This is a genomic window from Methylobacterium sp. TK31 (genome assembly GCF_055361545.1).
Genome location: NZ_CM143964.1, coordinates 2,067,934 through 2,092,500 on the forward strand (window position 1 = coordinate 2,067,934; position 24,567 = coordinate 2,092,500).

The 24,567-nt window shown below is 71.3% G+C and carries 23 protein-coding genes and 2 tRNA genes (1 of these 25 only partly in view); 5 read left to right on the forward strand and 20 right to left on the reverse strand.

Features of this window, described 5'->3' with window-relative positions:
* Positions 1-10: 10 nt before the first annotated feature.
* The gene (locus tag ACXJY8_RS09480; RefSeq protein WP_463779207.1) at positions 11-190 is read right to left on the reverse strand and encodes a hypothetical protein; all 180 of its coding nucleotides are present in this window, start codon (positions 188-190) and stop codon (positions 11-13) included.
* A gap of 191 nt (positions 191-381) precedes the next feature.
* Between ACXJY8_RS09480 and purD the strand changes: the two genes are divergently transcribed.
* Complete coding sequence (purD, locus tag ACXJY8_RS09485; protein ID WP_463779209.1) at positions 382-1,665, forward strand: phosphoribosylamine--glycine ligase; 1,284 nt, start codon at positions 382-384, stop codon at positions 1,663-1,665.
* A gap of 10 nt (positions 1,666-1,675) precedes the next feature.
* Here purD and rsgA read toward each other — a convergent pair whose 3' ends face one another.
* The 6 genes from rsgA to ACXJY8_RS09515 form a co-directional block, all read right to left on the reverse strand.
* Positions 1,676-2,674, reverse strand: coding sequence for a ribosome small subunit-dependent GTPase A (gene rsgA, locus ACXJY8_RS09490; protein WP_463779211.1), 999 nt, complete (start codon positions 2,672-2,674; stop codon positions 1,676-1,678).
* A gap of 7 nt (positions 2,675-2,681) precedes the next feature.
* Positions 2,682-5,414, reverse strand: a complete 2,733-nt coding sequence (locus tag ACXJY8_RS09495; protein ID WP_463779214.1) for a valine--tRNA ligase — start codon at positions 5,412-5,414, stop codon at positions 2,682-2,684.
* Positions 5,415-5,543: 129 nt separating this feature from the next.
* Positions 5,544-6,152, reverse strand: a complete 609-nt coding sequence (locus tag ACXJY8_RS09500; protein WP_463779219.1) for a PopZ family protein — start codon at positions 6,150-6,152, stop codon at positions 5,544-5,546.
* 246 nt (positions 6,153-6,398) lie between these two features.
* Positions 6,399-7,793, reverse strand: a complete 1,395-nt coding sequence (locus tag ACXJY8_RS09505) for a TolC family outer membrane protein (protein ID WP_463779221.1) — start codon at positions 7,791-7,793, stop codon at positions 6,399-6,401.
* Between the two features lie 288 nt (positions 7,794-8,081).
* Positions 8,082-8,732, reverse strand: coding sequence for a protein-L-isoaspartate O-methyltransferase family protein (locus tag ACXJY8_RS09510; protein ID WP_463779224.1), 651 nt, complete (start codon positions 8,730-8,732; stop codon positions 8,082-8,084).
* A gap of 304 nt (positions 8,733-9,036) precedes the next feature.
* Positions 9,037-9,110, reverse strand: a tRNA-Cys gene (locus tag ACXJY8_RS09515).
* A 276-nt stretch (positions 9,111-9,386) separates the two neighbouring features.
* Between ACXJY8_RS09515 and ACXJY8_RS09520 the strand changes: the two genes are divergently transcribed.
* Positions 9,387-9,462, forward strand: a tRNA-Asn gene (locus tag ACXJY8_RS09520).
* A gap of 247 nt (positions 9,463-9,709) precedes the next feature.
* On the opposite strand, the gene ACXJY8_RS09525 is transcribed toward ACXJY8_RS09520, so the two are convergent.
* The 13 genes from ACXJY8_RS09525 to ACXJY8_RS09585 form a co-directional block, all read right to left on the reverse strand.
* Positions 9,710-10,351 (reverse strand): DedA family protein, encoded by a 642-nt coding sequence (locus tag ACXJY8_RS09525; RefSeq protein WP_463779228.1) that lies wholly within the window; start codon positions 10,349-10,351, stop codon positions 9,710-9,712.
* A 127-nt stretch (positions 10,352-10,478) separates the two neighbouring features.
* A complete protein-coding gene (locus ACXJY8_RS09530; RefSeq protein WP_463779231.1) occupies positions 10,479-10,667 on the reverse strand; it encodes a hypothetical protein in 189 nt (62 codons plus the stop codon).
* Positions 10,668-10,854: 187 nt separating this feature from the next.
* Positions 10,855-11,055: a hypothetical protein gene (locus ACXJY8_RS09535; RefSeq protein ID WP_463779234.1), complete on the reverse strand. Its 201-nt coding sequence runs from the start codon at positions 11,053-11,055 to the stop codon at positions 10,855-10,857.
* Between the two features lie 205 nt (positions 11,056-11,260).
* Positions 11,261-12,382 carry a branched-chain amino acid ABC transporter substrate-binding protein gene (locus ACXJY8_RS09540; RefSeq protein ID WP_463779236.1) on the reverse strand — a complete coding sequence of 374 codons (1,122 nt, stop codon included), beginning with the start codon at positions 12,380-12,382 and terminating at the stop codon, positions 11,261-11,263.
* Between the two features lie 103 nt (positions 12,383-12,485).
* Positions 12,486-12,851 (reverse strand): DUF6867 family protein, encoded by a 366-nt coding sequence (locus ACXJY8_RS09545; protein ID WP_463779240.1) that lies wholly within the window; start codon positions 12,849-12,851, stop codon positions 12,486-12,488.
* Between the two features lie 2 nt (positions 12,852-12,853).
* The gene (locus ACXJY8_RS09550) at positions 12,854-13,651 is read right to left on the reverse strand and encodes an ABC transporter ATP-binding protein (RefSeq protein ID WP_463779244.1); all 798 of its coding nucleotides are present in this window, start codon (positions 13,649-13,651) and stop codon (positions 12,854-12,856) included.
* Positions 13,648-14,580 (reverse strand): ABC transporter ATP-binding protein, encoded by a 933-nt coding sequence (locus ACXJY8_RS09555; protein ID WP_463779247.1) that lies wholly within the window; start codon positions 14,578-14,580, stop codon positions 13,648-13,650. Before ACXJY8_RS09555 ends, ACXJY8_RS09550 begins: the two co-directional genes overlap by 4 nt.
* Complete coding sequence (gene livM, locus ACXJY8_RS09560) at positions 14,577-15,947, reverse strand: high-affinity branched-chain amino acid ABC transporter permease LivM (protein WP_463779250.1); 1,371 nt, start codon at positions 15,945-15,947, stop codon at positions 14,577-14,579. The genes ACXJY8_RS09555 and livM overlap by 4 nt, the downstream gene beginning before the upstream one ends.
* A gap of 2 nt (positions 15,948-15,949) precedes the next feature.
* Positions 15,950-16,867 (reverse strand): branched-chain amino acid ABC transporter permease, encoded by a 918-nt coding sequence (locus ACXJY8_RS09565; protein ID WP_055959172.1) that lies wholly within the window; start codon positions 16,865-16,867, stop codon positions 15,950-15,952.
* A 216-nt stretch (positions 16,868-17,083) separates the two neighbouring features.
* Complete coding sequence (gene lanM / locus ACXJY8_RS09570; protein WP_056478000.1) at positions 17,084-17,497, reverse strand: lanmodulin LanM; 414 nt, start codon at positions 17,495-17,497, stop codon at positions 17,084-17,086.
* A gap of 135 nt (positions 17,498-17,632) precedes the next feature.
* Positions 17,633-17,836, reverse strand: coding sequence for a hypothetical protein (locus ACXJY8_RS09575; protein WP_463779256.1), 204 nt, complete (start codon positions 17,834-17,836; stop codon positions 17,633-17,635).
* 366 nt (positions 17,837-18,202) lie between these two features.
* A complete protein-coding gene (locus tag ACXJY8_RS09580; protein WP_463779260.1) occupies positions 18,203-18,544 on the reverse strand; it encodes a hypothetical protein in 342 nt (113 codons plus the stop codon).
* Positions 18,545-18,587: 43 nt separating this feature from the next.
* The gene (locus ACXJY8_RS09585) at positions 18,588-19,268 is read right to left on the reverse strand and encodes a DNA-binding protein (protein WP_463779263.1); all 681 of its coding nucleotides are present in this window, start codon (positions 19,266-19,268) and stop codon (positions 18,588-18,590) included.
* 178 nt (positions 19,269-19,446) lie between these two features.
* Between ACXJY8_RS09585 and ACXJY8_RS09590 the strand changes: the two genes are divergently transcribed.
* The 3 genes from ACXJY8_RS09590 to ACXJY8_RS09600 form a co-directional block, all read left to right on the forward strand.
* Positions 19,447-20,115: a response regulator transcription factor gene (locus ACXJY8_RS09590; protein ID WP_463779266.1), complete on the forward strand. Its 669-nt coding sequence runs from the start codon at positions 19,447-19,449 to the stop codon at positions 20,113-20,115.
* A complete protein-coding gene (locus tag ACXJY8_RS09595; RefSeq protein WP_463779269.1) occupies positions 20,115-21,572 on the forward strand; it encodes an ATP-binding protein in 1,458 nt (485 codons plus the stop codon). Before ACXJY8_RS09590 ends, ACXJY8_RS09595 begins: the two co-directional genes overlap by 1 nt.
* A 241-nt stretch (positions 21,573-21,813) precedes the next feature.
* Positions 21,814-24,567 carry the 5' portion of an EAL domain-containing protein gene (locus ACXJY8_RS09600; protein WP_463779273.1) on the forward strand. 1,047 nt of this gene lie beyond the right edge of the window, so only the first 2,754 of its 3,801 coding nucleotides appear in the window; it begins with the start codon at positions 21,814-21,816; its stop codon lies off the right edge, out of view.

Here is a 24,567-nt window from a genome sequence, read left to right on the forward strand (position 1 = left end):
CGCCCGGGCCTCACATCAGGATGGACAGGATCACCAGGACCGACGCGACCGGAACGGCGCAGATCGCCAGGGCCATGCGCCAGATCGGCAGGTCGTCGAGGTTGCTGTTGTCGTTGGAGGCTCGAAGCGGAACCCGGCCGCGCGTGACATAATGCGAGAGGCTGACGCTCCGGGGGGGAGTCGGCGCCACCAAAAACGGAACGGATTTGCGACAGCCTGGCATAATCCTCACAACGTCGCCCCGACGTGTTCGTTCCACCCGGATCGTACGCCACGAGATGAAGGGCCGATCCGGTTCGCGGAACGCTTCCCGTGCACATCGCCAGGGTCCACGGAGAATCGGACTTTTCAACGATCGGCTTTTGGGGAACATCACGCCCCATGAACATCCTCCTCATCGGCTCGGGCGGGCGCGAGCACGCCCTGGCCTACGCCATCGCCAAGAGCCCGCTCTGCGCCCGCCTGTTCACCGCGCCCGGCAACCCCGGCACGGCCGCTTTCGGCGAGAACAGGCCGGATCTCGACGTATCTGACCACGCTGCCGTGCGGGCCTTCTGCGCGGGCGAGCGCATCGGCCTCGTGGTGGTCGGGCCCGAGGCACCCCTGGTGGCCGGCCTCGTCGACGACCTCCAGGCGGCGGGTCTTCGGGTCTTCGGGCCGACCAAGGCCGCCGCCCAGCTCGAAGGCTCGAAGGGCTTCACCAAGGATCTCTGTGCCGAGGTCGGCATCCCCACCGCCGCCTTCGCCCGTTTCCGGGCCCTCGAACCGGCCCTGGCCTACCTCGCCGCGCACGGGGCACCGATCGTCGTGAAGGCCGACGGGCTGGCGGCCGGCAAGGGCGTGGTGGTGGCCGAGACCCGGGAGCAGGCCGAGAGCGCGGTGCGCGCCCTGTTCGAGGAGCCCGGCGCCGAGATCGTCATCGAGGAATGCCTGTTCGGCGAGGAGGCGAGCTTCTTCGCCCTGTGCGACGGCACCCGCGCGGTGCCGGTGGGCACGGCCCAGGATCACAAGCGGGTCTTCGACGGGGATCGCGGTCCGAATACGGGCGGCATGGGTGCCTATTCGCCGGCCACCATCCTGACCCCGGCCCTGGAGCGGGAGGTGATGGAGACGATCATCGCCCCGACCCTCGACGGCATGCGCGCGCGCGGCATTCCCTTCACCGGCATCCTCTATGCCGGGCTGATGCTCACCGCCGACGGGCCGAAGCTGATCGAGTACAACACCCGCTTCGGCGACCCGGAGGCCCAGGTGCTGATGCCCCGCCTCGCCTCCGACCTCGTGCCCGCCCTCCTGGCGGCCTGCGAGGGTGACGTGTCCGGCATCGATCTGGAATTCGATGCGCGCCGCGCTGCCCTCACCGTGGTCATGGCAGCGGCCGGCTATCCCGGCACGGTGATGCGCGGGTCCGAGATCCGCGGCGTCGAGGCGGCGGGGGTGAGCGACGAGGTCATCGTGTTCCAGGCCGGCACCCGTGCCGAGGGCGGGCGCCTGCTCGCCGATGGCGGCCGGGTGCTCGCCGTCACGGCCCTGGGCGAGAGCATGATGGAGGCCCAGGCCCGCGCCTACGCGGCGGTGGCCCGGATCGACTGGCCGGAGGGGTTCTGCCGGCGCGACATCGGCCGCCGCGCCGTGGCCCGCGAAGTCGCGGGCGGCGGGATCTGAGGCCGGGCCGTCAGCGCCGCTTGTTGCCGCGCGGGCCGGTCGGCACCACCGTGTTGCCCCGGTTCTCGGCCTGCAGGACGCGCCAGCGCGCCACCCGCTCCGGGTCGAGGCGACCCTCGGCCACGGCGCCCTGCACGGCGCAGCCGGGCTCGTGGGCGTGGGTGCAGTCGCGGAAGCGGCACGCGGGCGCCAGCTCGGTGATCTCGGCGAACAGGGTGTCGATCCCTTCGGCCGCGTCTCCGAGCTGGAGCGAGCGGATGCCCGGCGTGTCGATCACCCAGCCGCCGCCCGCGATGGCGTGGAGCGAGCGGCTCGTCGTGGTGTGCCGGCCCTTGGCGTCGTGCTCCCGGATGCCGCCCGTGGCCTGCGGCGCCGCATGGTCCGGACCCGCCAGGGTGTTCACCAGGGTCGATTTGCCGACGCCCGAGGAGCCGACCACCGCGACGGTGCGGCCGGGACCGCACCAGGGGGCGAGCTGCGTCGCCGCCTCGGGTTCGCGTGGATTCACGACCGTGACGGCGAGGTCGCGCTGCAGGGCCTCGGCCTCGCGCCGGTAGCGCCCGGAATCCGCCGCCACGTCCGCTTTCGTCAGCACGATGACGGGCTCCGCCCCGCCCTGGTTGGCCAGGGCGAGGTAGCGCTCCAGCCGCGTCGGGTTGAAGTCCGCGTTGCAGGAGGTGACGATGAACAGCGCATCGACGTTCGCCGCCGCGAGCTGCGGCGTGGCGCTGCCTTCCCGGCGCCGCTCGAGCACGGTGCGCCGGTCCAGGCGCCGGCGCAGCATCTGCGTGCCGGCCTCGACCAGGACCCAGTCGCCGACGGCGTAGTCGCCGGTGTTGGTGTGGACCGGCAGCATGAGCTTGACCGGTCCCGCCTCGGAGAGGGCGCTCATGCGGGCGCGGTGCACGGTGGCGACGCGCTGGGGCAGCAGGGCCGCCTCGTCGGGCCGGTGCTGGTCCGCGAAGAAGGCGGACCAGCCGAGTTCGGCGAGGGTGCGGGCGGCGGTCACGACGCGCTCAACCGGCGAGCCGCGCCAGCGCCTCCGTGATCTTCTCCAGGCGGGCCGCCTCCCCGTCGCGGCGCTCGCGCTGCTCGTCCACCACCTCGTCGGGGGCGCGGGCGAGGAAGTCGGCATTGCCGAGCTTGGCCTCGATCTTGGCGATCTCGGCGCCGGCCTTCGCCGCCTCCTTCTTCAGGCGCGCGACCTCCGCCGCGAGGTCGACGATGCCCTCCAGGGGCAGGGCCGCCACCGAGCCGCGCACCAGGAGCTGCACCGAGCTCTTCGGCGCGGCCGCCTCGAAGCGGATCTCGGAGAGCCGGGCCAGGCGGACCAGGGTGTCGCCCCAGCGGGTCGCGCGGGCGCGCAGCTCGGCGTCGGCGCCCACCACCACGAGGGGGATCTGCGCGGCCGCCGGCACGCTGGTCTCCGAGCGGGCGGAGCGGATCTCCGAGACGAGGTCCACCAGCCAGCCGACCTCCGCCTCGGAGGCCGAATCGTTCAGGGCGGCGAGGTCCGGCCAGGGCGCCAGGGCGAGGAGGCCGCGCTCCGGCACGCCCTCGCCCTTGATCGCCCAGAGCTCCTCCGTGAGGAACGGCATGAACGGATGCAGCAGCTTGGCGATCTGGTCGATCAGGAAGGCCACGGTCCCTTGCGTCTCGGCCCTGGCGGCGGCCTCGACGCCCTCCCCCTGGAGCACGGGCTTGGCGAGCTCCAGGTACCAGTCGCAGAAGATGTTCCAGACGAAGCGGTAGGCGGCCGCCGCCGCGTCGTTGAAGCGGTAGGCCTCGAGCGCCGCGGTGACCTCGGCGACGGCCCGGGCGGCCTCGCCGAGCGCCCAGCGGTTCAGGGTCTCGCCCGCCTCCTCTGGCCGGTACTCGGCCCGCAGGGTGCAGCCGTTCATCTCGGCAAAGCGCGAGGCGTTCCAGAGCTTCGTCGCGAAGTTGCGGTAGCCCTCGACCCGGTTCACCGCGAGCTTGATGTCGCGCCCCTGCGCGGCCATCGCCGTGAGGGTGAAGCGCAGGGCGTCGGCGCCGTACTGGTCGATGAGCCCGAGGGGATCGACGACGTTGCCCTTCGACTTCGACATCTTGGCGCCGGAGGCGTCGCGCACCAGCGTGTGCAGGTAGACCGTGGAGAACGGCACCCGGTCGGTGACGTGGAGGCCGAGCATCATCATCCGGGCGACCCAGAAGAAGATGATGTCCTTGCCGGTCACCAGCGTGTCGGTGGGGTAGTAGCGCGCGAGCTCCGGGGTCTCGTCCGGCCAGCCCAGCGTCGAGAACGGCCACAGGGCGGAGGAGAACCAGGTGTCGAGGACGTCCTCGTCCCGGCGCAGGACGACGGGTGCCCCGCGCTTCGCATCGGCCTGTGCCTGCGCCTCGGCCTCGGTCGTCGCGACGTAGATGCCGCCGGCCTCGTCGTACCAGACCGGGATCTGGTGGCCCCACCAGAGCTGGCGCGAGATGCACCAGGGCTCGATGTTCTCGAGCCACTGGAAGAAGGTCCGCTCGTAATTCTCGGGCACGAAACGGGTTTTCCCGTCGCGCACCGCCTGCAGGGCGCGCTCGGCGAGCGGCTTCACGTTCACGTACCACTGGTCCGTGAGGTAGGGCTCGATGACGACGTTCGAGCGGTCGCCGTGCGGGACCGCATGGGTGTTCGGCTCGGTCAGGCGCAGGCGCTCCTGCGCCTCCATCAGGGCGACGACGCGCTTGCGGGCCTCGAACCGGTCGAGGCCGTGCAGGGCCAGAGCCTCCGGCTCGGGGTCCGAACCGTTCAGGAAAGCCGTGTTGCCGTCGAGGCTTATGCGGGCTTCCGCATCCAGGATGTTGATCGGCGTGCAGCCGGCGCGCTTGCCCACCTCGAAGTCGTTGAAGTCATGGGCGGGCGTGATCTTGACCGCACCCGTGCCCTTCTCCGGGTCCGAATAGCTGTCGGCTACGATCGGGATCAGGCGCCCGACCAGGGGCAGGCGCACGAATCGGCCGACGAGATGGGTATAGCGCTCGTCCTCCGGGTGGACCGCCACCGCGGTGTCGCCCAGCATGGTCTCGGGCCGGGTCGTGGCCACCGTGATGATCTCGCCGGTCTCGGCGCCGTCCGCATCGACGACCGGATAGTCGAAGTGCCAGAGGTGGCCCTTCACCTCGACCTGGATCACCTCCAGGTCGGAGATCGCGGTCTGGAACTTGGGATCCCAGTTCACGAGGCGCTTGTCGCGGTAGATCAGGCCCTGCGCGTGCAGGTCGACGAAGGTCCGGGTCACGGCGCGGACCATCTGGTCGTCCGGCGCGCCCGAGACGCCCATGGTGAAGCGCTCGCGCGACCAGTCGCAGGAGGCGCCGAGGCGCTTCAGCTGGTTGACGATGGCGCCGCCCGATTCCGCCTTCCAGGCCCAGACCTTCTCCACGAAGGCCGCGCGGCCGAGCTCGCGCCGGCCCGGCTCCTTCGCCTCGGCGAGGCGGCGCTCCACCACCATCTGGGTGGCGATGCCGGCATGGTCGGTGCCCGGCTGCCAGAGCACGTCGCGGCCGCGCATGCGCTCGAAGCGGCAGAGCACGTCCTGCAGCGTGTTGTTGAGGGCGTGCCCCATGTGCAGGCTGCCGGTGACGTTCGGCGGCGGGATCACCATGGTGAAGGGCGTCGCCCCGGCCCGCTCGGGCCGCCCGGCCCGGAAGGCGCCGCCGGACTCCCAGGCGGCACTGACGCGCGCCTCGACGGCGGCGGGATCGAAGGTCTTGTCCATCATGGGCGGGTCGGGTCACATGTCGAGGAAGCGGAAGCTGGCCCGCTTTCAACCCGTCACGGCCCTTGCGTCAACTCGCGAGCCCCGCGATTCGGCGTCGGCGGCCCCTCTCGCCCCAGCGGCCCTCTTGTCTTAGCGACCCCTGGCCACGCGCTCGATCTCGGCCCGGACCAGCCGCTCGACCATGCCGGGGAGGTTCTCGTCGAGCCAGTCCTTCAGCATCGGCCGAAGCATGTCCTGCACGAGGTCTTCGAGGGTGCGGGCCTGGCTGCTCATCACCGTGTTGGAGAGCATGTTGAAGGCCTGGGCGACGCTGGCGTCGGTGACGGCCGAGGTGAGGCGCTCGGTGGGCGTCGGCTCCGGCTCGGGCGCGCGGGCGGCGGGCTGCGGCGCCGGGCGCGGCGGTTCGACCGGCGCGGGGCGCGGCGGGGGCAGCGGCTCGAAATCCGGCTCGTCGTCGTCGAAGGAGATCGCGTCGAAATCGATCTGCCCGTCCTCGATCGGCTCCTTGCGGAACGCGATCTCCGGCTCGTCGAGGGGCATGGGCTTGCGCACCGGCTGGGCGACCTCGGCGAGGTCCAGCACGTCGTCGTTCTGGGGCGGCGGCGCGGATTTCTGCGGCGCGACCACCTCGGCCTTGGCGATCTGATCGTCGGCGATGATGCGCCGGATCGACGCCAGGATCTCCTCCATCGAGGGTTCCTGGGCCTTGTCCGACGCCTTGGGGCTCGCTGCACTCATCCGGACGATGCTCGGGATCTGGGGTAAACGGTTTCGGAATGCGGCGAGTATTTCATGCCCCCGCCCCGACACAAGCGCCGGCCGCTGTGCGGCACGGGATAAGCTCACGCGGCCGTGAGACTCCTGTGTGCGACGTGCTCGGGAGCCTCCCGACCGAGGAAACCGCGCCGATGATCGCCCCGGGCGAAGCCGCGATCTCCCGTGAACCGCGGCCCGCCCCTCCTCGGAGGCCGGGGTCGCCGGGCCTCAGCGACCGTCGGGCGTGCGCACGCCGTACCAGAGGTCCTTGACCTGATCGAAGTGCTCCTTCGGGCTGTAGATCGCCACCGGCAGCGCGGTGAAGCGCACCGTCAGGCGGCCGATCGCCTGCACGACGCCGTAGGAGAAGATCACCCGGTTGCGCTGGGCGATGATCAGGTTGGTGCGGGCGTTCAGCAGTTCCTGCTGCGCGTTGAGCACGTCGAGGGTGGTGCGCTGACCGACGCGGGCTTCCTCGCGCACGCCGTTCAGCGCCACCTCGTTGGCCTGCACCTGCGCCTGCGAGGCGATCACCTGTGCCTTGGAGGCCTCGAGCTGGCCCCAGGCCGTCACGATGGCCGAGCGGACCTGATCCCGGGTGTCCTCGGCATCGAGCCGGCGCTGGCCGACGGTCTCCTTGGCCTGGCGGATCTGCGCGTAGGTCTGGCCGCCCTCGTAGAGGGGGATCGACAGGCGCCCGACGATCGAGGCGCTGACGGCGTTGTCGCCGGGGAACTGGTTGTCGTAGCGCTGCTGCACCGAGCCCTGCAGGCCGGCGGTCGGGTAGAGCGCACCCTCCAGCACCTTCACCTGGGCCTCGGACACGTCGACGAGGTGCAGGGCCGAGAGGATCTGCGGATGTTCCTTGAGGCCGATGTTGATCGCGGCATCGAGGCTGCCCGGGACGTAGCGGTCCAGGGGCCGTCCGGGCGCGAGCTGGCGCGGCTCGACGCCGATGAAGCGGCGATAGGTGCCGATGCTGGCCCGCAGGGTGGCCTCGGCGCCGCTGACGTCGGAGCGGGCGCCCGCGAGGCGGGCCTCGGCCTGCGCCACGTCGGTGCGGGTGACTTCGCCGACGTTGAAGCGGTCGCGGGTCTGGCGGAGCTGCTCCTCGAGCACCTCGACGTTGTTCCGGCGCAGCTCCAGGTTCGCCGTGTCGCTCAGGACCGACATGTAGGCCTGGGCGGCGTTGAACAGCGTGTTCATCTCGGTGGCGCGCAGCGCCTCCCGGACGCGGAGCACGTCGGATTCCGCCTGGCGGGTCTGGTTGTCGGTGCGAAAGCCGTTGAACAGCGTCTGGTTGACGGTGAGGCCGGCGCCGCCGGGCTTCGTCACCTGGTTGAGCTGGAAGCCGGAGGTCCGGCCCTGGGTCTGCGTCAGGCCGATATCGGCATCGAGGCTGACGGTGGGGCGATAGCCGGACTTGGCCTGGGCCACGGTCTCGTCCGTGGCGCGAACGCCGGCGCGGCCGGAATTCAGGGTCGGATTGGCGGCATACGCCCGCGAGAGCGCGCTCTCCAGCGTCTCGGCACCGGCCGGGCTCGCGAGGGCGAGGGCCAGTGCGGCGAGGCCGGCCGGCCGAAGCCTCGTGCGCATCGCAGGTTTCGAATCTCTCACGCTCATCAACCCTTGCGGTTTTTCGATGAACCGGACGACCACGCGAAGTGGCCGCCGCGCCTGGGCGCGATCCCGGATAGCCCGCCTCAATGCGGAGACTACTCGACCTTGGCCGCCAGAGCACCGGTTGGTTCCGGTCGGTGGAGAGAATCGAGAGGGAGTGCCGCAAAAAAGCGACACCCCCGAAGGCTTAATCCCCCTGCTGTAGACGCCCGAATCCGGGGGCTGCCTTCCGCCCCGCGGCGCTCCGTGCGGCCGGCCCGGCGGCTGCGTGATCTCAGAATGCGACGTATCTCAGAACGCGAAGTCGGCCTCGGCCGCGAAGGCGCCCAGGGACGGGAGAGCGGCATCGAAGAGCGGGCGCGACCCGAAGGCGTCGCCGGCCCGCACGAACAGGGTCGCCTTGGCGGCCCGGTCCCGGCCCATCACGCAGACGAGGCGGCCGCCGTCCTTCAACTGGTCCAGCAGCGCCTGCGGGCGGGTCTCCACCCGGCCGTTCACCAGGATCGCGTCGTAGGGCGCCGTCTGCTTGACCCCGGCCTCCAGCGGCCCCTCGACGACGGTGACGTGATCGAGGCCGGCGAGGCGCTCGCGCGCGCCCGCGGCGAGGTCGCCGTCGGATTCGAGGGCGACGACCTTCGCGCCGAGGCGGGCCAGGATCGCGGCCGCGTAGCCGTAGCCGGTGGCGACATCGAGCGCCGCCTCGCCCGGCTGGATCGCCAGGGCCTGGGCCATGCGCGCCAGCAGCATCGGCGCCGGCATGGCGCGTCCCACCCGGCCGAGCCGGAGGGTCTGGTCGATATAGGCGAAATCCTCACGGCCGGGCGGCACGAAGCGCTCGCGGGCGACCTCTCCGAAGGCGTCGAGGACCGGGACGTCGTTCACGTCGAAGGTCCGCAGCTGACAATCGACCATGAGGCGTCGCGCCTGCGCGTAATCGAGCATGGATGCCGTCTTCCCTCGACCCTGGGCCGGCGCCGGGCGCCACTCTGTCCTTCCGGGCGGCCGGACGGCCACGCCGAAGCTTGCGGGTTGTCGTGGATCGATGGCGAAAACGCAAGGTTCCCGGAGGCGCGGCGCTGACACGCGGCGGCCGGCCTCGTCCGGTGCATCGGGGCCGCATCGGGCCCGGTGACGGGGCGGCCGGGGTGGCCCGTGCCCGGGCATGACCCATCTGGATCTGGGCCGGTCGGGACGATGGCTGGTCGGGACGGAAGAGAAGCCGGATCGGTCCGGCGCGGGATGATGTTGGAGGCCTCGGAGGGAATCGAACCCCCGTACAAGGATTTGCAGTCCTCTGCGTAACCACTCCGCCACGAGGCCTCTGTCGCACCGCCCCGAGGGGCTCATCCGGCGACCCCCGTCCGGGCGGCCGGCTCGGGGAGAGCGGTCTCTAGCAGAGCCCCATGCGAAAGGGCAACGGCCTTTGGGCGATCTCGAAAAAAAGGATGCGGACCCGGATGGAGTCCGGTTCGCGGGCCCGAAGGGCGCGTCGCACCCGCGCCGGGGGGCGGGACAAAAAATGTGACGGAATCGTCAAATCACCCGCCCGGACACCCTTGCATCCCGGCCGAGCGCTGTGTAGACCCCCGATCGCGGTCCCCGATAGCTCAGTTGGTAGAGCAAGCGACTGTTAATCGCTTTGTCGCAGGTTCGAGTCCTGCTCGGGGAGCCAATCCTTCTTCAAGACATCCTTGTGGCCCGCTAGACTTGGGCGCTTCTTCGATGAAGCGGCCCGCGCGGCTCAGATGATCTTGGGATGCGACCCCTCCCGCGCGCGCATCCGTCTCGCGACCCGTCGGGTCTCCCCCATCCCGAACCTGTCCGCCCGCCATCGCCCGGATGGCGGCCTCCGGTCATCGAAAACCCCGCCGCTCCCCGGGGAGCGGCGGGGTTTTCGCGCGCGCGCCGGTGCCGGCCGGTTAGGCCAGCGGGCCGGGGATCGCGCGCTCGGCCTGGGCGAGCAGCCGGGTCTCGTGCTTGCGCACGAACAGCCACAGGGCGAGGCCGCCGAAGATCACCACCGCGAGGAGCGCGAGGCCGACGGGACCCGCGACGTGCTCGATGGAGCGGCCGCAGACATAGGAGCCGAGGCCCATGATCGTCGCCCAGGCGACGCCGCCGAGGCCGTTGAAGATCAGGAAGCGGCGGGCCTCGAGCCGGTTCACCCCGGCCAGGACGGCCGCGTAGGCGCGCAGCATCGCGGTGAAGCGGCCGAAGAACACGATCTTCCCGCCATGTTCGCGAAACAGGTACTGCCCGAGCTTCAGCCGGCCGTGGTCGAGGGCGATGAGGTGGCCGTAGCGCAGCAGGAGCGGCATGCCCCAGCGCCGGCCGACCCAGTAGCCGAGATTGTCGCCCAGGATCGCGGCCGCCGCGGCGGCCAGGATGATCAGGCCGATGTTCAGCTGGCCGGTGCTGCCGGCATAGACCGCCGAGGAGATCAGGATCGTCTCGCCCGGCAGGGGCACGCCGGCGCTTTCGAGCGCGATGACGACGAAGATCGCGAGATAGCCGTAGCTCGCGATCAGGTCGGCGATGGGCAGGTTCGAGAGAAAGGACATCAGCATTCCCGCATCGATGATCCCGCGACACAGAACGGGGGATCGTGGCGGGAGCGGGGCTCGTCTGTGGCCGGGCCGGGCCCCGGTGCGCGAAGACCTCGTCTCGGGGGCGCTGCGCGCTCGCCGATCAGCCGAAGGAGCCGAAGCCCTCGAAGCTGTCGCTCTCGAAGGTCGAGGGGGTCTGCGCGTCCGGCGCGGGCGCCGGTGCGTCTTCGCCCGGTCTGTCCGGACCTTGTGTTCGGAGGGAAGAGGAGATCTCGTCAGAGACGGATGCGAGCGGCGAGGCAGAGCGATCGTGCTGCACGTCTTTGGTCATCCAGGCTCCTCGGGTGCGATGCCGTTACCACGGCACAGCTTGGGGTAACCCAACGCACGCGATCCGTTAACCCGCGCGTTCCCCCGGCGCGGGCAAGGCTGACATGCGGTGACCGGGCGTCTCGTCGCCGGACGGCCACCGCACGGTCGCCTCGCCGTCACGGGGGAGGCCCGCGACGGCCGCCGCCTCAGGCGTTCTTGCGCGGGCGGTGGTTCGGGTCGACGCCGCCCTCGGGCGTCTTCTCGTTGTCGACGTCGCCCTCGACGGTCGAGTCCGCCGCGATGTCGTTCGGGTCGCGCCCGGTCATGCCCTTCGACTGGCCGATCCCGGGATTGCCCTTGAGGTCGGCGTCGCTGGGGACGTCGGTCTTCAGGTGCTTGTTGGACATGTCTGCTCCCGTCGGTGTGGGTCTTTCGCGGGGGGGCGAGACCCGCCCGCGACACGCCACGACCAACCGGCCCGGCCGGGAGCTGTTCCCGGTCGGGAGGGTGTGCAGGTTCGTCGCGCCCGGGGCTGGAGCCCTCGCGGCCGCACACGAGAAAGGGCCGGGGGATCGCTCCCCCGGCCCCGGTCGGCGGTGGCGTCCGCGGTGCCTACGGCTGCTCGTTGCCGGCGTAGTTGATCGAGCCGTCGGCTCCCTTCTTCCACATGTACATCACGTAGTCCGGCCGGGTGATGTCGCCCTTCTTGTCGTAGGAGATGTCGCCGATCACCGTGTTGAAGGGCTTGCCCTCACGCATGTAGGCGGCGACCTTCTGGCCATCGGTGGACTTCGTCGCCTTCATCGCGTCGGCGAGGATCTGCGTGGCCGCGTAGGCGTAGAGGGTGTAGCCCTCGGGGTCGAAGTTCATCGCCTTGAAGGCGTCGACGGTCGCCTTCGACTTCGGGTTCTTGCGGGCATCCGGCGAGAAGGTCATCAGGGTGCCGTCCGAGCCCGGGCCGGCCACCTGGGCGAACTCGCGGTCGGCGATGCCGTCGCCGCCCATCAGCGGTGCCTTGAGGCTCTGGTCGCGCATCTGGCGGATCAAGAGGCCGGCCTCGGTGTAGAGGCCGCCGAAATAGACCACGTCGACATTGGCCTGCTTGAGCTTCGAGACCAGGGCCGAGAAGTCCTTCTCGCCTGGGTTGATGCCCTCGTAGAGCACGTTCGCGCCGCCCTTGGCCTTCAGGGCCTTCAGGGTCTCGTCGGCCAGACCCTTGCCGTAGGGGGTCTTGTCGTGGACGAAGGCGATCTTCTTGCCCTTGAACTTGTCGGCGAGGTAGGCGCCCGCCACCGCGCCCTGCTGGTCGTCGCGGCCGCAGGTGCGGAAGGTGTTCCAGTTGCCGCGCTCGGTGTACTTGATCGCCGTGGAGGCCGGGCTGACCTCGACGATGCCGGCTTCCTGAAGCACGTCCGAGACCGGGATCGAGACGCCGGAATTGAAGGCGCCGACCACGGCCTTCACGCCTTCCGAGGCGAACTTGTTGGCCACCGACACGCCCTGCTTGGGGTCGGAGGCGTCGTCGCCCACCGTCATGACGAGCTTCTCGCCGTTGACGCCGCCCGCCTTGTTGATGTCGGCGATGGCTTGGCTCGCGCCGGTCTTGATCTGCGCTCCGAAGGCGGCGTTCGGGCCGGTGACCGGGACCACCACGCCGATCTTGATCTCGGCCTGGGCGGCCGTCGCCGCCAGCATCAGGCCGAGCGCGACGCCGGCCGACAACAATGACTTCATGCCCGTTTCCCCTCTCGAAGCGCCGCGCCGGGCGGATCGTCCGGCGCTGTCGGCGCATGACACGCGAAGTGGCCCCCTGCGGGGGTGGTCCAAGCGCCGCGCCTCACGGCGTCGGCGCGCTCGTCCGGTCCCGCCAGCTCAGCGGTCCGGTGCGCTCGTAGAGCCAGGCATATTGCCGGGTCATCTGTCCGGTGCGGGTGTAGCGGTAGGCCACGGCCCCGATGGCGAGGACCACGGCCGCGTCGACGGCGTAGGCCGGCAGCGACAGCAGCGGGTCCTCGAACAGCGCGTAGTGCAGGAAGCGCGTCACCGCCGCGATGAGCAGGAGCGCCAGGGCGCAGTGCCAGAACGGGCGCCAGCCGCGGGCGAGCCCGCTGCCCGTCATCCAGGCCGCGCCCCCGCCCATCGCCACGGTGATGAGAAGGAAGATCCCGAGGGTGCGCGGATCGAGGCTGAAACCGTCGGCCATGCTCAGTGCGATCCCCCCTCGAGATAGGCGGCCTTCACCTGCGGGTCGTCGAGGAGCGCCTGGCCGGTGCCGCTCATCGTGACCGCCCCCGTGACCATGACGTAGCCGCGATGCGCGAGCTTGAGGGCATGATAGGCGTTCTGCTCCACGATGAACACGGTCAAGCCTTCGCGGGCGTTGAGGTCGCGCACGGCGGAGAAGATCTGCTTGACCACCAGGGGCGCCAGCCCGAGCGAGGGCTCGTCCAGCATGAGCAGGCGCGGCCGGCTCATCAGCGCGCGGGCGATGGCCAGCATCTGCTGCTCGCCGCCCGACATGGTGCCGCCGCGCTGGTCGATGCGCTCGCGCAGGCGCGGGAACAGGGTGCACATCCGCTCGAGGTCCTCGGCGAAATGCTTCCCCCCGTTGACGGCCGCCCCCATCTGCAGGTTCTCGCGCACCGTCATGCGCGAGAAGATGCGCCGGCCCTCGGGGGACTGGGCCAAGTTGAGCCGGGCGATCTCGTGGGTCGGGAGCTTGGTGATGTCCTGGCCCGCGAAGGTGATGGTCCCCTCGCGCGCCTGGGGCTGGCCGAAGATCGTCATCATCAGGGTCGACTTGCCGGCCCCGTTGGCGCCGATCAGCGCGACGATCTCCCCCTCGTGCACGTCGATGTCGACGTTCTTCAGGGCGCGGATGCTGCCGTAATAGGCCGAGACCCCGCGCACGCTGAGGAGCGGCGCCCTGCCGGCCTGGATGTCCGCCTGCGCCATCCGGGCGCGGGTCTCGTCCACCAGCACGTTGATGCCCGCGACGCTCATGCTGTGGTTCCCGCCGCGGTTCCCGCAAGTCCGACTTCCGCTTCCACGGCCGCCACCTCCTCGTCGTCGACGCCGAGATAGGCCGCGATCACCCGGGTGTCGTTGCGGATTTCGTCGGGCGTCCCGTCGGCGATCTTGAGGCCGTAATCGAGCACCACGATGCGGTCGGAGATCTGCATCACCACCGACATGTCGTGCTCGATGAGCAGCACCGAGGTGCCGTACTCGTCGCGGATCATCCGCAGCAGCGTGTTGAGGTCGGCCGATTCCCGCGGGTTGAGGCCGGCGGCCGGCTCGTCGAGGCAGAGCAGCACCGGATCCGTGCACATGGCCCGGGCGATCTCCAGGCGGCGCTGGTCGCCGTAGGGCAGGTCGCCTGCCGGCTCGTCGGCCCGGTGGGTGAGGCCGATGCGCTCGATCCAGGCCGCGGCCTTGGCGATCGCCTCACCTTGCGCCCGTCGATAGCCCGGCAGGCCGAGGATGCCCGCCAGGGAGAAGCCGGAGGCCCGCATCAGGGGCTTGTGCATAGCCACCAGCAGGTTCTCCAGCACGGTCATCTGCGGGAACAGGCGGATGTTCTGGAAGGTGCGCGCGACCCGGGCGAGGCGGTTGACGTCGTGGCCGGGCAGGCGCTCCAGCAGGTAGGTCTCGCCGCCCTCCTGGCGCAGCCGGATCATGCCCTCGGTCGGCTTGTAGAAGCCGGTGATGCAGTTGAAGACCGTGGTCTTGCCGGCGCCGTTCGGGCCGATCAGCGCGGTGATGTCGCCGCGTCCGACCTTGAAGGAGAGGTCGCCGACGGCGGTCAGGCCGCCGAAGCGCATGGTCAGGTGGTCGACCACGAGGATCGGGTCGGCGGGGCCGCCGGGCGTCGCCGCCGGGGGCTCGTCCTGCACCGTGGCGAGGCGGGTGGTACCGGTGGCGAGCGTCATGCGCCGCGCCTCCCGAGGCGGACCGAGGGCGAGCGCTCGGAGATCAATCCGCGCGGGCGCCAGACCATCATGCAGACCATGGCGAGGCCGAACAGCAGCAGGCGGTACTCGTTCGGGTCGAAGCCCTCGCCGAACACCGCCTTGAGGAAGGAGAGGTTGCGCAGCAGTTCCGGGGCGCCGACCATGACGATCGCCGCGATGGCGACGCCGACCTGGCTGCCCATGCCGCCGAGCACCACGATGGCGAGGATGATCGCGCTCTCGAGGAAGTTGAAGCTCTCCGGCGAGACGAAGCCCTGGCGCACCGCGAAGAACGAACCGGCGAAGCCCGCGAACATCGCGCCGAGCGCGAACGCGGTGAGCTTGGTCATGGTGGTGTCGATGCCGAGCGAGCGGCAGGCGATCTCGTCCTCGCGCAGGGCCTCCCAGGCACGCCCCAGCGGCAGGCGCCGCATCCGCAGGGTGACGAGGTTGGTGATCAGCGCCAGCACCAGGATCAGGTAGTAGAGGAAGATGATGCGGTGGATCGGGTTGAAGGTCAGCCCGAAGGTCTGGGCGAACCCGCCCTCCCCGGCCGTGAACGGGATGCCGAAGAAGCTCGCCCGCGGGATCGAGGAGAGGCCGGCGGCGCCGCCGGAGAAGTCGACCCAGTTGATCAGCACGAGGCGGATGATCTCGCCGAAGGCCAGGGTGACGATGGCGAGGTAGTCGCCGCGCAGGCGCAGGACGGGAAAGCCCAGCAGCACGCCGAAGGCGGCGGCGAACAGGCCCGCCAGCGGCAGGCAGATCCAGAACGAGAGCCCGAACACGGTGGAGAGCAGGGCGTAGGAATAGGCCCCGACCGCGTAGAAGGCGACGTAGCCGAGGTCGAGGAGCCCGGCGAGACCGACGACGATGTTCAGGCCCCAGCCGAGCATGACGTAGGTGAGGATGAGGATGCCGAGGTCGATCCAGTAGCGCCCCTCGGACAGGCCGCCCGAGCCCAGCGCCGCGAGCAGCGGCAGGGTGAGGGCGACGCCCAGCGTCAGCGGCGCGAGCACGCGGCCGGCACGGGCCACCACCGGGGGCGTGCCGGCCGTGGCGATCCGGTGCGCCTCGCGCCGGCGCGCGACCTCCCCGAGGATCAGGCGCTGGCCCAGGCGCAGCACGAACACCGCGAGGCACAGGGCCGCGACGACGCCCCAGCGGCCGGTGAGCTCGAGGCCGGTGCCCTGCCCGAGATCGGTGCGGTAGGCCACCACCGGGATGCTCAGGCCGAGGGTGACCAGGGCGAAGAGTGCCGAATCCTTCAGCATCTCCGCGAATGCCGCGCTGGAGCGGCGGCCGACGGTGGGAGCCACCGCGCCGATCGTCGATCCTGTCGCCATGGTCAGACCTTCTCGACTTCGGGGCGTCCGAGGATGCCGGATGGTTTGAAGATGAGCACCACGATGAGGATGAGGAACGCGGCCACGTCCTTGTACTCGATCGAGAAGTAGGCCGACCAGAAGGTCTCGATCAGGCCGATGATCAGGCCCCCGAGGACGGCGCCGGGCAGCGAGCCGATGCCGCCGAGGACCGCCGCCGTGAAGGCCTTCACGCCGGGCACGAACCCGTCCGAGAACGAGACCACGCCGTAATAGAGAAGGTAGAGGGTGCCGGCCACCGCCGCGAGCGCCGCGCCGAGCACGAAGGTCAGCGAAATCGTCCGGTCGACGTTGATGCCGAGCAGCGCCGCCATGCGCCGGTCCTGCTCGCAGGCGCGCTGGGCCCGCCCGAAGGAGGTGCGCTGCACGAGGTACCAGAACCCGGCCAGCAGCAGCGCCGTCGTCGTCATGATGATCGCCTGCTTGTAGGACAGGGTCACGGTGTACTGCTCGTTCTGGTAGAGCACGATGACGTCGCGCACGAGGGGCGGCACCGGCTTGTTGCGGGCGCCCTGCACCACCTGGACGAAGTTCGACAGGAAGATCGACACGCCGATGGCCGAGATCAAAGGCGCCAGGCGGAACGAGCCGCGCAAGGGCCGGTAGGCCACCCGCTCGATCGCCCAGCCCCACAGGGCGGTCAGGATCATGGCGAGCACCAGCACGATCAGGAAGACCAGGGCGACCGAGGTCAGCCCGAGCCAGGACGTGAGGATCAGGAAGAAGATCAGGGCGATGAAGGACGAGAGCATGAACACGTCGCCATGGGCGAAGTTCACCATCCCGATGATGCCGAAGACCATGGTGTAGCCCAGGGCGATCAGGCCGTAGATCGACCCGAGCGTCAGACCATTGATGAACTGCTGGGCGAAGAATTCCATGAACCGGCCTTCGTTTCGACGGCGCAGCCATCGTCAACCGCTGTTTGCGAATGGCGTGCCAGCCTGGAATGTTCTGAACACCCGTCTCCGGTCAATCCTCGGGGCGATTCGGGGCGTGAGCTTTCCCGGGCCCTGAAACACGGACGGCCCGGCGCTGGGGGCGCCGGGCCGTCCTGGAGGCGGGTCGGGTTCCGGTGCCCGAGGCACCGGCCGGACTTACTTGAGGAGGGAGACCAGCGCCTTGCCGGCGGGGGTCTTCAGCTCCTTGGCGTCGAGGGTGCCGTCGTTGTCCGGATCGGCGGCCTTGAAGCGGGCCTCGACCAGGGCGAGGAACTCGTTCTTGTCGAGGGTGCCGTCCGAATCCGGATCGGCGGCCTTGAGGGCCTTCTTGCTGACGCGGCCCTTCAGCTCCTTGGCGTCGACGGTGCCGTCCTTGTCGGATTCCAGCTTGTCGAACAGGGCGCCGGCCACCGCCTGGGCCTCCTTGAGGTCGATGGTGCCGTCGTTGTCGGTGTCGACCATCGAGATCACCTTCGACGCGCCCGGACCCTTGGCCGAGGCCGGGATCGCCAGGGGAAGGGCAAGGGCGGCGGCACCCAGGACGACGGCGAGCCGGGACAGATTGGACATGCGGAAGTCTCCTCGAAAGGCTATAACGAAGAAGCGCCTAGCACGTCACCGGACCCGCGCGGAAGATGTACCGCGCAAACCAGTCGCGCGTCGCGTGCCCCTGGTCGCGCTGCGACATCGCGCCATGTCGTGTAGTCAACCGGCGCGCAGCGTGCTGTCCGGCAGGCCCTCCGTTTTCAGGACCTCCGTTTTCAGGATCTCCGTTTTGCGGATCAGGCCCGCGAAGGTGACGTGCATCGCGTAGAGGCCGCCGTCCCGGCTGGCGCGGATCTCGAAATGCTTGGGCTTGCGCGCCGGCACTCCCTCCACCCGATAGCCCGCCTGGTGGAGCGCCGCCAAGGCCCGTGCTGGATCGGCCGGTGCCGCGTCCGTCCCGGCCGGGCCGGGCGACGGCGTGCCGGACGCCGTCCGGCCCCGTGATCGCCGCGGCCTTGATCTCCGTCGGCTTGCGCTCCACGGTCACCGCGACCGCGTCGCCCACCGACAGCGTCACGCCCTGCGCGGCCAGCGCCCGGGCGCCCTCCGGTCCGAGGTCGACGAGGACGCGGCCATCGGGGCCTTCGACAGCGAGGCGATGGCCGAACAGGGCCCAGATCGTTCCGTGGATGCTGTGCGTCTCGGGCATGGAAGTCTTTCTCTCTCGATCGCGTGGGAGGGGACGCGGCGGCGGCGCGAGCCGCCGCGCCGTCGCGGGTGGGACCGCGCTCAGCGTGCGTCGGGCCGGGGCGGCGCGTCCGGCCGGGGAGACTCGGGCTTCGGCAGCGCGGCGAGGCGGTCGAGCATCTGCAGGGTGAGGTCGGCGCAGGCCTTCATCGGCTCGTCGTCGGCGCATTTCACATCGACGGCGGTCTCGCCCCGCTCCAGGCGGAAATGCGCGGCCTTCGGCGGCGGCGGGGGCGGCGCGTCGGGACCGCGGCGGGGCCCGCCGGGAGGCGCGGCGGCGTCCGGCCCGGGACGCGGGCCGCCCGGAGGCGGGGCCGGCTGGGCGACGGCCGCGCTGGCGACGAGAAGCGCGGCGGCGCTGAGGAGGACGGTGGTCTTCGTCATGATCGATATCCCTTGTGGTCTGGTGGTGGGGGTGTGCGGGGCCTCAGAAGACGCGCCGCTCGCGGACCTGCCCGTCGAAGCCGACATGGAGCTGGCGCTCGCGCCCGTCGCTGCCGCGGGCCGCGACCTCGAGATGGCGGGGGCCGCGCCCGGTCACGCGGATGTCCGAGTAGCCGGCGGCCGCGACCTGGGCCGTCAGGGCCGGCACGTCGGGCTTCGCGCCGAGGCCGACCCGGTCCTTGGCCCAGTCGAGGGTGCCGGGGGGCGGACCGCCGGCGGGGCCGACGACGACCCGGCTGCCGTCGGCGCGGGTGATCAGCATGGCGTGCAGGAAGCCGTTCTCGAACCGGCCCTGCACGGTGACGGCCTCGCCGGGCTTGACGAGGGTGCCCCCCTCCCCCTGGCGGCCGGTCTCGACCAGCGCCTTGCCGGTGCTGTCCTGCATCACGAACTTGTTGCCGTAGATCTCGGCGACGTCGCCCCTGGAGGCGATGGAGCCGGAAGCCTTCAGGGCGGAGATCGCGGTGGGCTCCACCGGGGTCATCACGGAGGTGCCGGTCTGGGCGAGCGACAGGCCGATCGCCCCGAAGGCGAGCGGCGCCGCGATGGCGCCGACGACGAGGGCCCGGCGCGAGCGCTTCGGGGCCGACGCGGCCGCGGGGCCGGTGTTCTGGGAAGTCCCGCTGGTCTCGGACGTCTCGCGGGTCGGGATAGTCTCGGTCATGGTGCCTGTCCTTCTCGGGTTCGGCGGTTGCCCTCTCGGGTTGACGCCGTTCTAGGAGAGGGCCGCGAACCCGGACTGAACCGCACGGTTCAGCCCCCGTTAAACGACGCGGCTTAGGCCGCTCGCCCTCCGCCCTGCCCCTCCCCCTCCCCATCCTTCGGCCCACGGACACGACCCCATGAAACTCCTGCTGGTGGAGGATGACGCGCCGCTCGCCGCCGAGATCGCGAAAGCGCTGCGGGGCGAGAACTTCGCCCTCGACCACGCGGTGAACGGAGAGGACGCGCAGCATCTCGGCGAGACCGAGACCTACGACGCCGTGGTGCTCGACCTCGGCCTGCCCAAGCGCGACGGCCTCTCGGTCCTCCAGGCCTGGCGGGCGGCGGGCCGGACGATGCCCGTCCTCGTCCTCACGGCGCGGGACGGCTGGAGCGACAAGGTCGCGGGCTTCAAGGCGGGCGCCGACGATTTCCTGGTGAAGCCGTTCCGGGTGGAGGAGCTGGTGATCCGCCTGCGCGCCCTGGTGCGGCGGGCGACGGCGCACGGGGCCTCCCGCGTCACCTGCGGGCCCCTCACCTACGAATCCGGCCTCGGCACCTTCGAGCGCGACGGCCTGCCCCTGAAGCTCACCGGCCTCGAGTGGCGCGTGCTCTCCTGCCTGATCCTGCACAAGGACGGGGTGATGCCGCGCGGACAGCTGATCGAGCGGGTCTACGACGGCGACGCCGACGTCGACTCGAACTCCGTCGAGGTCATCATCACCCGCCTGCGCCGCAAGATCGCCCCCGCCCGCATCGAGGGCGTGCGCGGCCACGGCTACCGCCTCCTGCCCGGCGATCCCGCGTGATGCCCCCGGAGCCCCCCCCCCCGCGCGTGCCGCCGGACAAGCCCGACCCTCCGGAGAAACCGGCGCCGGCCAAGCCCGTCGGGCTCCTCCACCTCGGTTCCCTGCAGCGGCGCCTGCTCCTGGCCGCGCTCGCCCTCGTCGCGGTGGCCCTGATCGTCGCCGGCCTCGCCATCGGGCTGGTCCTGCACCGCTTCGTCCGGGCCCAGCTCGACAGCCGCCTCGACAGCCAGCTCGTCGCCCTCGCGGCGAGCCTGGAGCGCGGCCCCGGCGACCGCCTGCGCCTCGACCGCACCCTGGACGGGCCGCCCTTCGACCGCCCCCGCTCCGGCTGGTACTGGCAGGTTCGCCAGGGACGCGGCACCCTGCGGGCCGAATCCCTGGAGGGGCGCGACCTGCGCCTGCCGGAGGGGGCCGCCCCGGACGGTTCCGCGACGGGCCGGCATTCCCGCGACCCGGACCCGGACAGGCCGAGGCCGGGCGACGGCACCGGCCCCTGGGGCGAGGCCCTGATCCTGCGGATCCAGGTCCTGCCCCCGGGGGCCGGCGGCGCTCCGGCGCTGCTCGTGGCCTCGGCCCCGGCCCAGGCCCTGAACGGCCCCTTACGCGAGGCGGGCCTCGCCCTCGCCGCCATCCTGGGCATCCTCGGCCTCTGCCTCGTGGCCGGCACCGTCGCGCAGGTCCGTCTCGGTCTGCGGCCCCTGGAGCGCCTGCGCCGGGACGTCGCCGAGGTGCGGGCCGGACGGCGCCCGCGGATTTCCGGCCCGCAGCCCACCGAGATCCGTCCCCTGGTGAGCGAGATGAACGCCCTCCTCGATCAGAACGCGGCCAATCTCGAGCGGGCTCGCACGCACGTGGCGAACCTTGCCCACGGCCTGAAGACGCCGCTGGCCACCCTGACCCTCGCCCTGTCGGACCGGACCCGCGACCCCGATGGCGGTCTCGCCGACCTCGTCGGCGCCATGGACCGGCAGGTGCGCCACCACCTGCGGCGTGCCCGGACCGCGGCCCTCGGCGGCGCGACCCGCGCCCGCACCGAGCTGGCGGGCCCCCTCGCCGACCTGCGGACCACCTTTGGGCGGCTCTATGCCGAGAAGTCCCTCGCCATCGACCTCGACCTGCCGCCCGGGCTCGCGGTGGCCTGCGACCCGCAGGACATCGACGAGATGCTCGGCAACCTCATCGACAACGCCTGCCAGTGGAGCCGCGGCCGGGTCCGGGTCTCCGCCGCCGCCACGGAAGCGGGCATCGCCGTGACCGTGGCGGATGACGGTCCCGGTCTCGACGCGGAGGCGGCCGCCCGCGCGGTGCGGCCGGGCGGCCGCCTCGACGAGAGCGTGCCGGGCCACGGCTTCGGCCTCTCGATCACCCGGGAACTCGCCGAGCTCTACGGCGGCGGCCTCGGCCTCGGCCGCTCGGACCTCGGCGGCCTCAGCGCCCGGCTCGTGCTCCCTGCCTGATCCACCTCGCCGGCACCCGCAGGCAAGTCTGCGACGGGATGCGGCGCGCATAAAGGAAAGTGAAAGGCCGGTGCCGCATGATCTCGCATCGGGCGGTTCCGTCGCGGGCTTCCGCAAGACTGGCCGATCTCCATCCCGTGTCCGCCGGAACCTGTGATCGACGGCAGGTCGCGCCGGCATCTGGGTCATGAGACGCCGAGGCGGATGGTCCTCCGTCGTGCGTCTGCGAGAAAGGGTTGTCGTGCCGAGCTCCAGTGTCGAGGCGCAGCGTGTGGCCATCCTCCACGACCTGAACCTTCTCCAGAGCACGTCGGAGGCGCATCTCGATGCCGTCTGCCGGACGGCCTGTGCCCTGTTCGGCGTCCCCATCGCCCTCGTGAACCTGGCCGGCATCGACAGCTATACCCTCAAGGCCCGGTGCGGCGTCGCCGATGGCCGCCCCCTGCCCCGGGCCGGCGCCTTCTGCGACCGCACCATCCTGGGCGCGCCCGGCTCGGTGCTGGTGCTGCCCGACCTCCTCGCCGATCCCGAATTCGCCTCGAGCCCCCTGGTCACCGGGGAGCCGCGGGCCCGCTTCTACGCGGGCGTGCCCCTGGCCCTGTCGGACGGGCTGCCCCTCGGCACGCTCTGTCTGATCGACACGGTCCCGCGCGACGATTTCGACGCGGCCCGTACGGCGCAGCTGCGCGACCTCGGCACCGTCGTCGAGGCCCATCTCCGGCTCACCGCCGCGCAGCGCGCGAGCCAGATCGAGCGGGCCGAGCGCCAGCGCACCGAGACGCTCCTCGCCGCGAAGGCCGCCGACCTGAAGCTCGTGGTCGCCGCCCAGCGGATGACCGAATCCGTCGCCCATATCGGCTACTGGCGCCTCCAGGCCCGGACCCGGGTGATGTCGTGGTCGCAGGGGCTCTGCGGCATCTTCGGGCGGCCGATGCCGCACGGCGCCGAGATCCCCCTCGACGACCATCTCACCTTCTATCATCCGGACGACCGGGCGGCGGTCGCGGCGCGTATTTCCAACGCCCTGGCGAGCAGCGGTCCCGGGAACGGCGCCTATCAGGGTCGGGCCCGCATCGTCCGCCCGGACGGCAGCCTGTGCCACGTCATCGTCCAGGGCGCGGTCGAGCGGGACGCCGGCGGCCGCCTGATCGCGCTCTACGGCCTCCTCCTCGACGTCACCGACCTCGCCCGCTCCGAGGCGCGGCTGCGCGAGAAGGACCTGCGCCTGCGCGCGACCCTGGAAACGATGGACCAGGGTCTGATCATGGTGGACGCCGAGGGCTGCGTCCGCCTGCTCAACCCGCGGGCGCGGCACCTCCTCGACCTGCCCGAGGCGGTCCTGCACGAGGGGGCGCGCCTGCCCGCCCTTCTCGCCCGCCTGTCGGCGCGCGGCGACTTCGCGGCACTGCGCGCCCCGGTCGGGAACCGGCCGCGCCTGCGCGACGGGGCGGGCGCCTGGACGAAGCTGCGGATCGACTGGCCGCGCGTCGACGGCACCACCCTCGCGGTGCGGGGCGTGACCCTGCCCGAGGGCGGCATCCTCTACACCTTCACCGACGTCACCGAGCACCGGGCGGCGGTGGCGCGCATCCAGGAGGGGGAGCGCCGCTACCGCGTCCTGACCGATTCCGTCTCCGACATGATCGTCCGGCGCAGCGTCGCGGACGTGGCGACCTACGTGTCCCCGGCCTCGCGCGACCTCCTCGGCTACGAGCCCCGGGAGATGCTGGACCTGCCCCCCGGCGCCTCGCTCCATCCCGACGACTTGGCCGCCACGACCGCGTTCATCGAGGGCTTCCGGACCGGTCGGACCGAGACCGGGCGCATCATCCACCGCCTGCGGCACCGCGACGGCCGCTGGATCTGGATCGAGGCGCAGACCCGGCTCGTGCGCGACGCGGACGGGCGGCCCCTCGAGACCATCACCGCGGCGCGCGACGTCGGCGAGCGGGTCGCCGCCGAGCAGGCCCTGCGCCTGGGCGAGGCCCGCTACCGGGCCCTCGCCGATTCCCTGCCCCAGATCGTCTGGGTCGTCTCCCTGCACGATGGGGAGGCCACCTACGTCAACCAGCGCTTCGAGAGCTATTACGGTCCGATCGGCTCCACCCGCGCCGCCCGCCTCGCCCGCAACCATCCCGAGGATGCCGAGCGGATGGAGCGGGTCTTCACCGAGGCCCGCCTGCGCGACGAGGCCTACGAGGTCGAGGGACGCCTGTGCCGGCACGACGGCGTCTATCGCTGGCACAAGCTCGTCATGCTGCCGATCCGGGAGGACGGCGTGATGGTCGGCCTGCTCGGGACCGCCCTCGACATCGACGACATCGTCACGGCGCGCCAGGCCCTGGAGGAGACCTCGAACCTCCTGCGCCTCGCCCAGGAATCGGCCGGAGCCGGGATCTGGTCCTGGGACCTGAAGGGCGGCACCGTCCGCCACTCCGTCGACAGCGCGCGGATGTACCGGATTCCGGTCCCGGAGGATCACGCCGCCGGTGCGCCGGTGGAGGTCGGCGTCGCCGAGTGGGACGCGCGCATCGATCCGGGCGACCTCGCCGCGCTCTACGGTCAGGTCTATCGGGCTCTCGCCGAGCGCAGCGCCTACAACGGCGAAGTTCGCCTGGTGGCGACGGAGGACGAGGCGCCGCGCTGGCTCCAGAGCTTCGCCCGGGTGGTGACCGACCCGGATCTGGACGAGCCGGTGAAGGTCGTCGGCCTCACGATGGACATCACCGAGCGCAAGCTGGCGGAGGGCCGGATCGCCCATATGGCGCTTCACGACGGCCTGACCGGCCTGCCGAACCGGCTGCTGTTCAAGGAGCGGCTGGGCAATGCCCTCGCCCGCGCCGATCGCCGGGGCGGCCGCTTCGCGGTGCTGGCCTGCGACCTCGATCGCTTCAAGGCCGTGAACGACACCCTCGGACATCCGGCCGGCGACGCGCTCCTGCGCATCGTCGCCGAGCGCCTGCGCGGCGTGGTCCGGGACGGCGACACCGTGGCC

Excerpts from the sequence above, each read along its gene's own strand:
- ACXJY8_RS09495 (WP_463779214.1), bottom strand. The coding sequence starts at position 5,414 with ATGATGGACAAGACCTTCGATCCCGCCGCCGTCGAGGCGCGCGTCAGT.
- lanM (WP_056478000.1), bottom strand. The coding sequence starts at position 17,497 with ATGTCCAATCTGTCCCGGCTCGCCGTCGTCCTGGGTGCCGCCGCCCTT.
- ACXJY8_RS09550 (WP_463779244.1), bottom strand. The coding sequence starts at position 13,651 with ATGAGCGTCGCGGGCATCAACGTGCTGGTGGACGAGACCCGCGCCCGG.
- ACXJY8_RS09580 (WP_463779260.1), bottom strand. The coding sequence starts at position 18,544 with ATGACGAAGACCACCGTCCTCCTCAGCGCCGCCGCGCTTCTCGTCGCC.
- ACXJY8_RS09555 (WP_463779247.1), bottom strand. The coding sequence starts at position 14,580 with ATGACGCTCGCCACCGGTACCACCCGCCTCGCCACGGTGCAGGACGAG.
- ACXJY8_RS09540 (WP_463779236.1), bottom strand. The coding sequence starts at position 12,382 with ATGAAGTCATTGTTGTCGGCCGGCGTCGCGCTCGGCCTGATGCTGGCG.
- ACXJY8_RS09500 (WP_463779219.1), bottom strand. The coding sequence starts at position 6,152 with ATGAGTGCAGCGAGCCCCAAGGCGTCGGACAAGGCCCAGGAACCCTCG.
- ACXJY8_RS09585 (WP_463779263.1), bottom strand. The coding sequence starts at position 19,268 with ATGACCGAGACTATCCCGACCCGCGAGACGTCCGAGACCAGCGGGACT.
- livM (WP_463779250.1), bottom strand. The coding sequence starts at position 15,947 with ATGGCGACAGGATCGACGATCGGCGCGGTGGCTCCCACCGTCGGCCGC.
- purD (WP_463779209.1), top strand. The coding sequence starts at position 382 with ATGAACATCCTCCTCATCGGCTCGGGCGGGCGCGAGCACGCCCTGGCC.
- ACXJY8_RS09505 (WP_463779221.1), bottom strand. The coding sequence starts at position 7,793 with ATGAGCGTGAGAGATTCGAAACCTGCGATGCGCACGAGGCTTCGGCCG.
- ACXJY8_RS09510 (WP_463779224.1), bottom strand. The coding sequence starts at position 8,732 with ATGCTCGATTACGCGCAGGCGCGACGCCTCATGGTCGATTGTCAGCTG.
- ACXJY8_RS09530 (WP_463779231.1), bottom strand. The coding sequence starts at position 10,667 with ATGACCAAAGACGTGCAGCACGATCGCTCTGCCTCGCCGCTCGCATCC.
- ACXJY8_RS09590 (WP_463779266.1), top strand. The coding sequence starts at position 19,447 with ATGAAACTCCTGCTGGTGGAGGATGACGCGCCGCTCGCCGCCGAGATC.
- ACXJY8_RS09525 (WP_463779228.1), bottom strand. The coding sequence starts at position 10,351 with ATGTCCTTTCTCTCGAACCTGCCCATCGCCGACCTGATCGCGAGCTAC.
- ACXJY8_RS09565 (WP_055959172.1), bottom strand. The coding sequence starts at position 16,867 with ATGGAATTCTTCGCCCAGCAGTTCATCAATGGTCTGACGCTCGGGTCG.
- ACXJY8_RS09535 (WP_463779234.1), bottom strand. The coding sequence starts at position 11,055 with ATGTCCAACAAGCACCTGAAGACCGACGTCCCCAGCGACGCCGACCTC.
- ACXJY8_RS09545 (WP_463779240.1), bottom strand. The coding sequence starts at position 12,851 with ATGGCCGACGGTTTCAGCCTCGATCCGCGCACCCTCGGGATCTTCCTT.
- ACXJY8_RS09595 (WP_463779269.1), top strand. The coding sequence starts at position 20,115 with ATGCCCCCGGAGCCCCCCCCCCCGCGCGTGCCGCCGGACAAGCCCGAC.